At 71.3% G+C, this 12,617-nt stretch carries 12 protein-coding genes; 6 read left to right on the top strand and 6 right to left on the bottom strand.

Going from position 1 to position 12,617, the window contains the following annotated elements:
• Positions 1-110 precede the first annotated feature (110 nt).
• Positions 111-1,394 (bottom strand): MFS transporter, encoded by a 1,284-nt coding sequence (locus AB0E24_RS25835; protein WP_069861756.1) that lies wholly within the window; start codon positions 1,392-1,394, stop codon positions 111-113.
• 104 nt (positions 1,395-1,498) lie between these two features.
• Positions 1,499-2,287, bottom strand: coding sequence for a DeoR/GlpR family DNA-binding transcription regulator (locus AB0E24_RS25830; RefSeq protein ID WP_079256771.1), 789 nt, complete (start codon positions 2,285-2,287; stop codon positions 1,499-1,501).
• Between the two features lie 136 nt (positions 2,288-2,423).
• Between AB0E24_RS25830 and AB0E24_RS25825 the strand changes: the two genes are divergently transcribed.
• Genes AB0E24_RS25825 through AB0E24_RS25805 form a run of 5 tightly spaced genes read left to right on the top strand, consistent with a single transcriptional unit; the run spans position 2,424 to position 7,828 of the window.
• Entirely contained in the window at positions 2,424-3,092 is a 669-nt protein-coding gene (locus AB0E24_RS25825; RefSeq protein WP_079152868.1) for an HAD family hydrolase, read from the top strand.
• A 5-nt stretch (positions 3,093-3,097) separates the two neighbouring features.
• Positions 3,098-4,168: a 2-hydroxyacid dehydrogenase gene (locus tag AB0E24_RS25820; RefSeq protein ID WP_147966527.1), complete on the top strand. Its 1,071-nt coding sequence runs from the start codon at positions 3,098-3,100 to the stop codon at positions 4,166-4,168.
• Positions 4,165-5,625: an FGGY family carbohydrate kinase gene (locus tag AB0E24_RS25815; protein WP_347234579.1), complete on the top strand. Its 1,461-nt coding sequence runs from the start codon at positions 4,165-4,167 to the stop codon at positions 5,623-5,625. The genes AB0E24_RS25820 and AB0E24_RS25815 overlap by 4 nt, the downstream gene beginning before the upstream one ends.
• A complete protein-coding gene (locus tag AB0E24_RS25810; RefSeq protein ID WP_359380328.1) occupies positions 5,622-7,367 on the top strand; it encodes a dihydroxyacetone kinase family protein in 1,746 nt (581 codons plus the stop codon). Before AB0E24_RS25815 ends, AB0E24_RS25810 begins: the two co-directional genes overlap by 4 nt.
• Positions 7,364-7,828: a ribose-5-phosphate isomerase gene (locus AB0E24_RS25805; RefSeq protein WP_102933905.1), complete on the top strand. Its 465-nt coding sequence runs from the start codon at positions 7,364-7,366 to the stop codon at positions 7,826-7,828. Before AB0E24_RS25810 ends, AB0E24_RS25805 begins: the two co-directional genes overlap by 4 nt.
• Before the next feature lie 132 nt (positions 7,829-7,960).
• Here the strand turns inward: AB0E24_RS25805 and AB0E24_RS25800 are convergent, their stop codons facing one another.
• The 3 genes from AB0E24_RS25800 to AB0E24_RS25790 all read right to left on the bottom strand — a co-directional run bounded on the left by AB0E24_RS25800 (position 7,961) and on the right by AB0E24_RS25790 (position 11,314).
• Positions 7,961-8,932 carry a glycoside hydrolase family 16 protein gene (locus AB0E24_RS25800; protein WP_102933904.1) on the bottom strand — a complete coding sequence of 324 codons (972 nt, stop codon included), beginning with the start codon at positions 8,930-8,932 and terminating at the stop codon, positions 7,961-7,963.
• Positions 8,933-9,382: 450 nt separating this feature from the next.
• Positions 9,383-10,075 carry a carbon-nitrogen hydrolase family protein gene (locus AB0E24_RS25795; protein ID WP_359380324.1) on the bottom strand — a complete coding sequence of 231 codons (693 nt, stop codon included), beginning with the start codon at positions 10,073-10,075 and terminating at the stop codon, positions 9,383-9,385.
• 222 nt (positions 10,076-10,297) lie between these two features.
• Positions 10,298-11,314: an alcohol dehydrogenase catalytic domain-containing protein gene (locus tag AB0E24_RS25790; protein ID WP_069861768.1), complete on the bottom strand. Its 1,017-nt coding sequence runs from the start codon at positions 11,312-11,314 to the stop codon at positions 10,298-10,300.
• Positions 11,315-11,503: 189 nt separating this feature from the next.
• On the opposite strand from AB0E24_RS25790, the gene AB0E24_RS25785 reads away from it, so the two are divergent.
• Positions 11,504-12,073, top strand: a complete 570-nt coding sequence (locus AB0E24_RS25785; RefSeq protein ID WP_359380320.1) for a TetR/AcrR family transcriptional regulator — start codon at positions 11,504-11,506, stop codon at positions 12,071-12,073.
• On the opposite strand, the gene AB0E24_RS25780 is transcribed toward AB0E24_RS25785, so the two are convergent.
• The gene (locus tag AB0E24_RS25780) at positions 12,059-12,541 is read right to left on the bottom strand and encodes an Lrp/AsnC family transcriptional regulator (protein WP_069861772.1); all 483 of its coding nucleotides are present in this window, start codon (positions 12,539-12,541) and stop codon (positions 12,059-12,061) included. The two genes, AB0E24_RS25785 and AB0E24_RS25780, sit on opposite strands and share 15 nt — an antisense overlap.
• Positions 12,542-12,617 lie beyond the last annotated feature (76 nt).

The raw sequence follows: 12,617 nt of genomic DNA, 5'->3' as shown, positions 1-12,617 counted from the left end.
GGCGCCGACCCCGGGCGGGCGGAACTCCACGACCGGCTGGAAGCCCTGCCCCGGGAGAAGCGCGAAGCCGCGCTGCGCGATCTGGTGTGCTCGCCCCGGCAGCGCGGGGCTCAGGCGGAGGTGGCGGTCGGGGCCGCGCCGGTCCGGTGCTCCTGACCGCCCGTCGAGTCCGGGACGGGCTGCCCGCCGCCCTGCTCTCCGGGCAGCTTCAGCAGCAGGGTCAGCACGAGGGCGACCAGGTAGAGGGCGAGGAAGATCACGGTGACTCCGCCGGCGCCGACGAGGGGGAGGAAGAGGCTGGCGATGGCCGGGCCGACGAAGGCCGCGCCGCCCGCGCCCAGGTTGAGCAGGGCCATCGAACCGCCCTTGTTCTCCGGCGCCATGGACGGGATGAGCGCCGAGATGGGGACGAATCCCGCGAGCGTCGCCCCGTAGAACATGCCCGCGAGCACCGCGACCCAGTAGTAGTCCGGGCCGAGCCAGGTCGGTACGAAGTACAGCGTCGTGACGCTGATCGCACAGCCCAGCGCGCCGAAGCCCGCGATGGTGGTGCGCCAGCCGATGCGGTCGGAGAGCACACCGAAGATGAGGTTGAAGAAGATGTTCGTGCCGTAGATGATCGCCAGCAGCTGGAGCCACTTGTCCTCGCCGAATCCGACGTCGTCGGAGAAGATCCGCGGCAGATACACCAGCATGCCGAACTCCGGGGCCGTGTTGATGATCCGGACCAGGCAGCCCACCAGCACACGTGGATGGGTCCAGATGATGGAGACGGAGTTGAGCAGGCTCTCACCGGTGGTGACCTCCGGCGGTGCCATCCGGTCACCGCCGGGCCTCCTCCGGGCGCCGACCAGGGCGATGGCGCCGCCGATGAGGATGAGGACGAGCGCCGACCACAGCGTGCCCAGGCGGCCGAACGAGGGGATCGTCAGGCTCGACCACAGCGAGCCGAGGGTGGGCAGACCGCCCGTGAAGGCGAAGTAGAACCATCCCACCGCGGTGCCCAGCCGGGCCTGCGGTGCCGTGTTGGTGATCCATACGAGGAAGCCGAACGCGAAGAGCGGGTAGCCGAAGCCCCGGATGCCGTAGAAGAGCAACATCATCGGGTAGTTCTCGGTGCCCAGTGCGAAGAGCAGGTACGCGGCGTCGAAGACGGCCCAGATCACCAGGCCCGTCCACATCACCCGGCGCGGCCCCCACACCTGGCAGAGCGCACCGGAGAACCACGACGCCAGCATGACGGCGATGCCGTACACGGTGATGACGTATCCGGCTCTTACGTCTGTTGCCGCGCCGTGGTCGGCCATATACGGGGCGATGAACCCGGATTCGACACCATCGCCGATCATGAAAAGGAGCACGCCCAGATAACCCAGGACCAAGGGTTTCGGCATCGCTACCTCCACTCTGAGGTGAGGACGGAGTACGACCGCAGATACTCAAGCGAGCCGAGAGAAATATCAAGGGTCCTGGTAAAAATAACGATGATCAGTGATAACTACTCGGTCTCGACGACCCTCACATCCGTGAGCTCGCGCATCTCCCGCACCAGCTCCTCGTCCACCGGGCCGGTCAGCAGAACATGGTCGAAGGAGTCCACGCTCTCCAGCCGGTGCAGCGCGCGCCGCCCCACCTTGCTGTGGTCCATGAGCAGCACGCTCCGCGCGCCCGCCTGCCGGGTCGCCCGCTTGATGCTGACGATCTCCTGCTCCTGGTGGAAGGTCATGCCCGCGGTCATCGCGGAGGTGGAGAGCACGCTCAGATCGGCGGAGATGCCGCTGATCATGTCCATCGCCGGCAGACCGATCCATGAGTCATGGGTGCGCGAGTACTCGCCGCCCACACAGATCAGCCGGATGCCCTCGGCCCCCCTCAGCTCCTCGGTGATCAAGCGGTAGTTGGTCACCACGGTCAGCGGCCCCACCTCGGGCAACAGCCGCGCCAGGGCCAGTGCCGAGGTCGAGTCGTCCAGCATCACCGACATCCCCGGGGCCACGAACGGCAGGGCGGCGCGGGCCAGTGCCCGCTTCTCGCCGGCGTGCGAGTGCAGCCGGAAGTCCGAACTGGACTCGAAGACCATCGAGGGCTGTGCGGAGACACCGCCGTGGTACTTGCGCAGGATGCCGCGGTCCGCCAGTTCGGCGATGTCCCGGTGGACCGTCATCAGGCTGACGCCGGTGAGCTCGACCAGTTCGGCCACGGTGGCGTCCCCCTGGGCCAGAACATGATCGACGATCAGTTGGTGTCGCTGCTGCCGCGCACCGCGCGACGACGGGGGAGTAGTCATGCCCACCATCCTGCCGTGTTTGTTTCTCACATAGAACCAGTGACAACTCACGCTGCTACTGTTAATTTCGCTGTGACGGACACCGCCCGGTGCTCCGTCCAGCCAAGGATCATCAGCCAGGAGATCAGGGGTACGCATGGCCGACGCAGTGGTCTTCGACATGGACGGCGTGCTGGTCGAGAGCGAGCATCTGTGGGAGGAGCTGTGGGCCGCCTACGCCGCCGCCCGCGGCCGCGCATGGGGCCCGGAGCAGACACGCGACGTCCAGGGGATGAGCGCCCCCGAGTGGGCCGCCTACCTCACCCGGTTCTGTGCGGCGGGTGACCCCGCCACCAGCACCGAACGAGAGGTCGTGGACGGTATGGTCCAGGCCCTGGCCGACGGCCGCATCGGCCTGTTGCCCGGAGCGCGGGAGATGATCACCGCCACCGCCGAACTCGCACCCGTGGCGCTCGCCTCCTCCGCACCGCGCCGGGTGATCGACGCCGTTCTCGTCCACCACGGTGTCGACCACCACTTCAAGGCGACCGTCTCCAGCGCCGAGGTGGAGCGCGGAAAGCCGAGCCCGGACGTCTATCTGGCCGCCGCGCGCGCCCTCGGAGTGGCCCCGGAGCGCTGTCTGGCGGTGGAGGACTCCAGCAACGGACTGCGCGCCGCAGCGGCCGCCGGGATGACTGTCGTGGCCATTCCCAATCCGCAGTACCCACCCGCCGAGGACGCCCTGGCCGCCGCCGCTTACCGTTCTTCGGACCACCATGCCGTCCGTGACTTCCTGCTCAGCAGGCTCGAGACCCGAGGGGAGTGACCGACATGACCACGGTCCTGGTAGCCGGCGACGACTTCATCGCCCCCGACCTCTTCTCCGCTGCTCTGCGCGAGGGCCTGCCCGCCGCCGGGCTGAGCTTCCGCACCATGCGCACCCGCTGGCCGAACGAGCCCTTCGGTCCGGTGGGGGCCGACGGGCAGGGCAACGGCGGGGTCAAGGAGGCCAGCGGCACCGAGGAGCAGGTGCTGGAGGCGCTCGGAGACGCGAGTGTCGCCCTCACCCAGATGGCGCCCTTCACCTCCCGTGTCATCCGCGAGTCCCCCGGTCTGAAGTTCATCGGGGTGGCCCGCGGCGGCCCGGTCAACGTGGACCTGGCCGCGGCCACCGCCGCCGGGATACCCGTCACCTTCACCCCGGGCCGCAACGCCGCCGCTGCCGCCGAATTCGCCGTCGGCCTGATCCTCGCCGCCATGCGCCGCATCACCCACGCCGACGCGGCCCTCAAGGAGGGCATCTGGCGTGGCGACTACTACGCGTACGACAACGCGGGGCTCGAGCTCGACGGCGCCACCGCCGGTCTCGTCGGCTACGGGGCCATCGGCTCGATCGTCGCCCGTGTGTTGCGCGCCTTCGGCGCCCATGTCCTCGTCTCCGACCCGTACGCGGATCCGGCCCGGGCCTACGCCGACGGTGTCGAGCTCACCGGCCTGGAGGACCTGCTGCGGCGCAGCTCCGTGGTGAGCCTGCACGCCCGTGTCACACCCGAGACCCGGCATCTGCTGAACGCCGGCAACCTCGCGCTGCTGCCCGAGGGCGCCGTCCTGGTCAACTCCGCCCGCGGGGAACTGCTCGACTACGCTCCGCTGCCCGGTCTGCTGGAGTCCGGCCGGCTCGGCGCGCTCGCCCTCGACGTCTACGACATCGAGCCGCCCCCGGCCGACTGGCCGCTGCACAAGGCCCCCAACGTCATCACCACGCCCCATCTGGCGGGCGCCACCCGGCAGACCGCCGACCGGGCCGCCCTGATCACCGCCGCCGAGGCCGCCCGCTTCCTGCGCGGCGAACCGCTGCGGCACGTGGCCAATCCGGAGGTGCTGACCGGGGGCCGGCCATGATCGTCGGAGTCGACATCGGCACCTCGGTCACCAAGGCCCAGCTGATCTCCCGCGACGGCCGGACCACCCCCGCGCACGAGGCCCGCAGCACCGTCTACACCCTGCCGGGACAGCGTGTCGAACAGGACCTGGACGACGTCGTGGGCACCGTGGAGACCGTCGTACGGGCGGCGCTCGGCGACGCCGCGCAGCTGGGCGGCGAACCGGTCGAGGCCCTGGCCCTCACCGGGCAGGGCGACGGGCTGTGGCTGCGCGACGCCAAGGGCGCCCCGGTCGGCCGCGCGCTGTCCTGGATGGACGGCCGGGCCGCGGACCGGGTCGACCGCTGGGCCGCCGACGGCACCCTGCGCGCCCTGCACCGGCGCACCGGTGTCGGCCTGTTCCCCGGCTCCGCCGCGCCCCTGCTGGCGCATCTGGCCGAACACGAGCCGGAGCGGCTGGCGGCCGCCGAGGTCGCCGGATACTGCGTGGACGCCGTCGTGCAGCGGCTGACCGGCGCCGTGACCGTCGATGTCTCCGACGCCTCGCAGCCGTTCCTCGACGTCGCCACCCGCACCTACGACGAGACCGCGCTGGAGCTGTGCGGACTGTCCGCACACCGCCGGCTGCTGCCCGATCCGGCGCCGCCCGGCACCCTGCACCGGCTGCTGCCCGACGCCGCCCGGCGGCTCGGCCTGCCCGCGGGGCTGCCGGTCTCCGCCGGTCCGTTCGACATCCCGGCCTGCGCCTTCGGCTCGGGAGTGGCCGAACCGGGCGAGGGCAACCTCATCATCGGCACCACCCTCGCCGCCCAGGTCCTCGACAGCGAGCCACGCCCGGCCATGGCCGAGGACCCGGCCGGGATGGTGCTGGCGACCCCGTACGAGAACCGGTACCTGCGGGTCATGCCCGCCATGATCGGCACCGCGGGCCTGGACTGGCTGCTGAAACTGCTCGATGTGAAGATCGAGGCGCTGGACGCGCTGCTCGTCCAGTCCCCGCCCGGCGCCGCGGGCGTCACCGCGCTGCCCTTCCTGTCCACCAGTGGCGAGCGGGCGCCCTTCGTCGACCCACGGGCCCGTGGCCGGTTCGACGGGCTCTCCCCGCTGGCCGGCCGCGCCGACCTGGTGCGGGCGCTGTGCGAGGCCGTCGCCTACTCGGCCCGGCACTGCATGGAAACCCTCGGCGTCACCGGCACCGTCACCGCCTGCGGCGGCGGTGCCCGCTCCGGGGAGTGGGCGCGCGTCTTCGCCGGTGTCCTCGGGGGCGACCTGGAGGTCTGCGACGACGCCGTGGGCATCCGCGGCGCGGCCCATGTCGCCTGGCGCTCCCTGGGCACGCCGGTCGACCCCGGCGCCTGGCGCGCCCGGCTGCGCACCGTGACCGCCGAGCGCGGGCTGATCGACCACTACGCCGAGGGCTACGCCGCCTACCGCCACGCCCTCGACCTCGCACGCGAAGGCTGGAGCACGCAATGACCAGGCTCTTCAACGACCCCGCCCGGTTCGCCGACGACATGGTCACGGGGTTCGCCGCCGCCCATCCCGAACATGTCCGGGCCGTGCCCGGCGGTGTGGTGCGCGCCCGCCCCACCCGCACCGGGAAGGTGGCCGTCCTCACCGGCGGCGGCTCCGGCCACTACCCCGCCTTCTGCGGTGTCGTCGGCCCCGGATTCGCCGACGGCTCGGTCATCGGCGATGTCTTCACCTCCCCGTCGGCCGCCCGCGCCCGCTCGGTCGCCGAGGCGGCACAGGCGGGCGGCGGTGTCCTCTTCCTCTTCGGCAACTACGCCGGGGACGTGATGAACTTCGGCCTCGCGGCACGGCAGTTGGCGGACGACGGGATCGCCGCCCGCTGCTTCGCCGTCACCGACGACATCGCCTCCGCCCCCGCCGGCCAGACGGCCCGGCGGCGCGGCATCGCGGGCGGGTTCGTCGTCTTCAAGACCGCCTCGGCGGCGGCCGAGGAAGGCGCCTCCCTGGACGAGGTCGTGCGCGTCGCCGAGCTCACCAACGCCCGTACCCGCACGCTCGGAGTGGCCTTCGACGGCTGCACCCTGCCGGGCGCCGGCGAGCCGCTGTTCACCGTCCCCGAGGGCCGCCTGGGCCTCGGGCTGGGCATCCACGGCGAACCGGGGGTGAGCGAGGACACCCTGGGCACCGCGGAGGACCTGGCCCGCGCCCTGGTGGCGGGGCTGCTGGCGGACCGGCCCGCCGGTACGGACGGCGAGGGGCGGGTCGCGGTCGTCCTCAACGGCCTCGGCGCCACGAAGTACGAGGAGCTGTACGTGCTGTGGGGCGCCGTGGCCCGGCTGCTGGACGAGGCGGGCCTCACCCCCGTACGCCCCGAGGTCGGCGAACTGGTCACCAGCCTCGACATGGCCGGTTGCTCCCTGACCCTGAGCTGGCTGGACGACGAGCTGGAACGCCTCTGGCTCGCACCGGCCGACACCCCCGCCTTCCGCCGGACACCACCGGCAGAACCCCCGGTGGACGACGCCGCCGTACGGCCCGCCGCGACCCCGCGCCGCCGGGCCCGGTCCGCCGCCACGGCCTCCGGCGCCGCGGTCGAGGTCGCCGAGCTGGCCGTCCACGCCCTGCGCGCCGCCCGCGACGTACTGCACCGGGACGCGGAGGCCCTGGGCCGGCTGGACGCGGTGGCGGGCGACGGCGACCACGGCCGTGGCATGTGCAAGGGCGTCGACGCGGCACTGGCGGCCGCCGAAAAGGCGCACACCGACCGGCTCGCCCCGGCGGCGGTGCTGGCCGCCGCCGGAGACGCCTGGGCGGCGGAGGCCGGGGGCACCTCGGGCGCGCTGTGGGGGGTGGCGCTGCGCGCCATCGGCGGCGCACTGCCGGCCGACCGGGCGCCGGGCCGCGAGGAACTGGCGTCGGCCGCCGCGGCCGCGCTCACCGCCGTCACCTCGCTCGGCGGCGCCGAAGTGGGCGACAAGACCCTGGTCGACGCGCTCGCGCCGTTCGCCACCGGCTTCGCGGCGCGGCTGCGGACCGGAGCCCCGGTGTCCGAGGCGTACGCGTCCGCCGCAGCCGAAGCCCGTACGGCCGCCGAGAACACCGCGGGGCTGCGCCCCCGGCTGGGCCGCGCCCGCCCCCTCGCCGACCGCAGCGTGGGCACCCCCGACCCCGGAGCCACCTCACTCGCCGCGGTACTGACCGCCGTGGCCACCCTCCGCGCGACGACAGGAAGCGAACCCGTATGACCACCGCCAACGCGTTCCGGATCGTCGTCGGCTGTGACGACGCCGGCTACGACTACAAGGAAGCGCTCAAGAAGGATCTGCTGGCCGACCCCCGGGTCGCCGAGGTCATCGACGTCGGTGTGGGCAGCGACGAGCACACCGCCTACCCGCATGTCGCGGTGGAAGCGGCCCGCCGGGTCGCGGAAGGCAGGGCCGACCGCGCCCTCCTGGTGTGCGGCACCGGCCTCGGCGTGGCCATCAGCGCCAACAAGGTGCCCGGCATCCGCGCGGTCACCGCCCATGACACCTATTCCGTGCGCCGCTCGGTCCTCAGCAACAACGCCCAGGTGCTCTGCTTCGGCCAGCGCGTCATCGGCCTGGAACTCGCCCGTGCGCTCACCGACGACTGGCTCGCGCAGCGCTTCGACGAAACCTCCCCGTCGGCGGAGAAGGTGGCCGCCATCCGCGACTACGAGGGCTGATCGAGGAGGCCGGGAGCTGACCGCGGAGGGCTGGAACGGCGGAGGAGGGCGGGGTATGGACCCCGCCCTCCTCCGTCTCCGCGCCTACCGGTGACCTAGCGGTGGCCTAGCAGTGACCTACCGGAGAGGCCGCTACTTGCTCACCTTGACGGAGAACCAGTCCACGCTCATTCCCTCACCGGAGGTGGTGTCCTCCGCGGGTGAGGTGCAGCCGCAGACCTTGTTCGGGTAGGAGCCGCCGACCGCCACATTGAAGATGGCGAAGAACCCGTGGTCGACCGCCTTCTTCCAGGTCTCGGCGGACACTTGGTCCTGCTTCACCGTGAAGGTTTCCTTGCCGTCGCGGTAGAAGCGCAGTTGCTCGGCGGAGGTGTCGGTGCGATCCACGATCACGGAGTACGTGTGGTAGTCGGTCTGACAGCCGTCGCACGGCAGCAGGTCGCTGGAGATTCCGTCCGGGTCGTGGCACTCACCGGCCCACTCCCCGCAGTGGAAGGTGTGCGAGTGCTTGTTCAGCCCGTTGACGGCCTCCATGATGTCCAGCTCGCCGATGCTCGGCCAGTTGGTGGCCCCGACCGGACGGGCGTCGGCGCCCATGGCCCAGAAGGCGGGCCAGATTCCGAGGGCCTTCTCCGGGTTGGGCTGCTTGAGGGACGCGCTGATCTCCAACTGGCCACCGGCCGGGGCCTCGAAGTCGGTGCGCTGGGTCTCCACCCGGCCGGAGGTCCACTTTCCGGAACCGTCACGGATCGGCTTGATCACCATGTGACCGTCACCATCGTGGTAGACGTTGTCGGTCGAGTCCGTGACCGACTCGATCTCCCCGGTGCCCCAGTTCGGGGCGCCGCCCGGGTAGCCGGTGCCAATGTCGTACAGCCAGTCGGCCTTGTTCAGACCGGTGCCCGCCGCGCCGTCGAAGTCGTCCTGGAAGACGGTGGTCCACTCGGCGGCGGCGGGTTCGCCCGCGGCGGCGTTGGAGGACGCGCTGAGAGCCAGCAGTCCGGTCAGCGGAAGCGACAGGGCGGCCAGGAGGGCCAGAACGCGTCGTCGGCGGCGGGGGCGCGCGGCGTCCGCCGTCGTATCTGAGGAAGTGATCCTGAACATGTGGGGGGCTGCTTTCGTTCGACGGAGTTCCAGTGACGAGGTGTACGAGCCCCCGTAGCCCGCTCCTGGCGTGGGGGTGGTGGGAGTCTGGGCTACGGGAACTCGGGCACGGGGAACTGAGCGAGCGCAATCAGGTCGAGAGAGCGCTCACACGGAACGACTGTCTTGGACCTCGCCCCCGTCGGTCAAGAGTCGTGCAGAGTTCACGACTTGAACGAAGGTCCTTCGCATGACCGCGATCACGCGGCGGTATCGCCCTCCCCGCTTCAGAGTTGGAGGCAGGGGCGAGGGGGCCACGCCCTCAAAGGCCAACTCTTGACGACGCGCCACACCGCCATGAGAAGGCGTTCCCTCTTGGCTATGACGACTTATCGCTTTGTTGAGAGAGCGCGGGAAACAGCGGAGCGGATCGGTCGGAGACACGGCTCCCGCGGCCTTTCCCGCTCGGGCTCATGTGACGAGGACGGCCCGCGCGATCTCATCGGGGGCGGTGCCCGTTCCGGCGATCAACTCCCCGTCCGCGGACCAGATGCCCGAACGGCCCGACGTACGGTCGAAGCCACCGCCGGTCGGCCCCGCGAAGGCCGCCGTGGCGACCCACACCCCATGGTCGGCGGCGACCCGGCGGGCGCGCTCGCCGTGGACCTCGGCCTCGTGGTCGGCGTGGACCACCCCGGCCACATAGCCGTCCATGCCCAGCGCCGCCGTCCTCGCGGCGTGTTCGGGGATACCGGTGTCGCGGCAGACGGCGAGCCCCAGCCGCCATCCGTCCACTTCCAGCACGGTGGGTTCCCCGGGCACGAAGCGGATGGCCTCACTGCTGTGCAGGCAGACCTTGCCGTAGCCGACATGTGCGCCATCTCCGTCCACCGCCAGGATGCCGATGCGCGGACCCGCCACGGCCGCGCCGACCAGGGCGAGCGTCCGGGACTCGGCGCACGCGGCGACGATCGGGGTCAGCCGTTCATCGTCCGGGGCGACCGGCGTCGCGTCCAGTTCGTACCCCGTCAGCGACATCTCGGGAAAGACCACCACCCGCGCGCCCGCGGCCCTGACGGCCTCCGCGTGCGCCACCGCGTTGGCCGCCACGTCATGAGCCACGCACCTCGGCTGCGCCACCGCGATGCTCAACGACCGCCTCACGCTGAACTCCCCTCGTCGAGCCGCACGATCAGCCTATCCACGGCAGGCGGACGGACACGGCCCGCGCGGGCCGCCCTGCCGCCGGACTTCCTGCGGGTGCTGGGCCCGAACCACCCCCGCACCCTCACCACCGGATCCCCACTCGCCCACTGGACCCGACAGGCGCGGAGGGGGGCCGTCCGGCCGTCGACCGATCCCTGAACCTCGAGCGGGGGCGCGCCCTCAGACCCCGGCCTCCAGGACCGCGCGGAAGCGCGCCCCGCCGGAGAGCATGTGCTCATACGCCTTCGGGGCCTCGGACAGCGGGAACACCTCGATACGGGGCCTGATCCCATGGGCGGCGCTGAAGGACAGGTTGTCCTCGTTGTCGATCGGGGTGCCGGTGAGGTGGCCCTGGATCGTACGCGTGCCGAAGAGCAGCTCGCCGGTGTTCACCTGGATGGGGTCGGCCGCGGCGCCGAGGACGATGAGCCTGCCGCGCGGGGCGAGCCCCGCCACCAGGGGGCTCATGGAGGCTCCGCTGGCGGCGGTCGCGATGATGGCGGACGCGCCACCGAGGTCCTGAAGTGCCTCGGCGGCGTTCTGCTCGGTGCTGTCGATGTAGTGATGCGCCCCGAGCTGACGGGCCAGCGGCTCCTTCTCCCGGCCCCGGGCGATCGCCACGACCTGGTACCCGAGGCTGCGCGCGTACTGAAGGGCGAGGTGTCCCAGTCCGCCGATGCCCTGCACCGCGACCAGCGCGCCGGGACGGGAGCCGATCTGCTGGAGTCCCGAGAACGTGGTCAGTCCGGCGCACAGCAGCGGGGCCGCCTCGGCGGCCGGCACATCGTCGGGGATGCGCACGAGTCCGCTGGCCCGCGCGTAGACGACCTCGGCGTAGCCGCCGTCGGTCGTGGTCCCGGTCTGCGCCTGGTCGCGGCAGTTGACGAAGTCACCGCGTCGGCACGGATCGCACTCCCAGCAGTGCCCGGCCAGGAACCCGACGCCGACGCGCTCACCGATCCGCCAGGTGCCGACGCCCGGGCCCACCGCGTCGATCACGCCCACGATCTCGTGCCCGGGCACGACGGGCCGCTCGGGGTCCATCCGCAGTCCCTCGGCGGCGAGGACGTCGGTGTGGCAGATGCCGCAGTACTCGACCCGCACCCTGACCTGATTCGGGGCGGGGTCGACCAGCTCCCGGTCGACGAGACGGAAGTGGCGGGTGCCGGTCACTTCGAATGCGCGGTAGGTAGCCATGCGGCTGCTCCTTGTGGTCGATTGCATGGATGGTATTCAATATGACCGACCATCTTAGATGTGCGCAACCCGTCCCCTCGCGGGCTGATCCGGCGACCGCCATCGGGTCCTGGGCGGGCCGCGCTGGCGGAATTGACGGTCAAGACGACCGTTCATATTCTTTACGGGGAAGAGATGCGAGGAGTCCGTATGCCCAGGCCGAGCGTTCGTGAGCAGTTGGTCGAGGCCGCGATGGAGTGCTTCCACGAGCGCGGCTTCAATGGCACGGGGATCCAGGACATCGCCCGTACGGCCGGCGTCCCCAAGGGGTCGGTGTACAACCACTTCGACAGCAAGGAAGCGCTCGCCGCCGAGGTCATGGACCGGTACGCGGTATCCCGCAAGATGGAGATGCTGCGCGACGAGACCCTCGCCCCCGTGCCGCGCATCCGGGCCCATTTCGAGTATCTCGCCGCGGACCTGGAGCGGTTCTCCTTCGAACGCGGCTGCATGTTCGGGAACTTCGGGATGGAGCTCTCGAATCAGAGCGCGATGATCCGCGGCAAGGTCGACACCGGTCTGCGTCTGTGGACCTCGGCCGTCACCGAAGTCCTCGAAGAGGCGCGTGCGGAGGGGGTGCTCGCGACCGCGCTCACCCCCGACCAGCTGGGGCGGTTCCTGGTGAACGCGTGGGGGGGCGCGGTGCTGCGGGCGAAGGTGGCCGGCAGCCGGGCCCCGTTGGACGGCTTCTTCGAGGTTTTCGACTCACTCGTCGCCTGAGGCCCGGCGCAGCAGCGGGGTGAGGCGGTGCGGCACCAGTTCGCGCATGGCCAGGGCCGTCGTTGTGCGTTCGATACCGGGAACGGCGAGGATCTGGCCCGCGATCCGGTACAGGTCCTCGGCGTCCCTGGCGACCACCCGTACGAGCAGATCGGTCTCGCCGCTGAGGCCGAAGACCTCCACGACTTCGGCGATGTCCGCGAGTGCCTCGGACACCTCGGCCAGCCGGCGCTGATCGACCCGCGCGGTGACGAACGCGGTGAGCGGATGGCCCAGCGCGTTCGGCGTGATCCGGCGTTCGAAGGAGCCCAGCGCGCCGCTCTGCTCCATTCTGGCCACCCGGGCCTGGACCGTGTTGCGGGACAGCCCCAGCCGCTCGGCCAGGGCGACGACGGTGGCCCGAGGGCTGGCCGCGAGGGCGAGCAGGATCCGTGCGTCGGTGGCGTCCAGGTCTCGCTCACTGTTCATAGTGCTCAATCGATGTCCCTCATCCGACTCGGAGCATAAGCAGAATGCTCAATGGCAGAGGAGCATCTTGTGCAGT

Origin of the sequence: Streptomyces malaysiensis subsp. malaysiensis, assembly GCF_040653035.1 — a bacterium.
Taxonomy (GTDB): domain Bacteria; phylum Actinomycetota; class Actinomycetes; order Streptomycetales; family Streptomycetaceae; genus Streptomyces; species Streptomyces malaysiensis.
The sequence above is the reverse complement of the archived record's forward strand: the minus strand, read 5'-3'. Positions and strand labels throughout refer to the sequence as shown.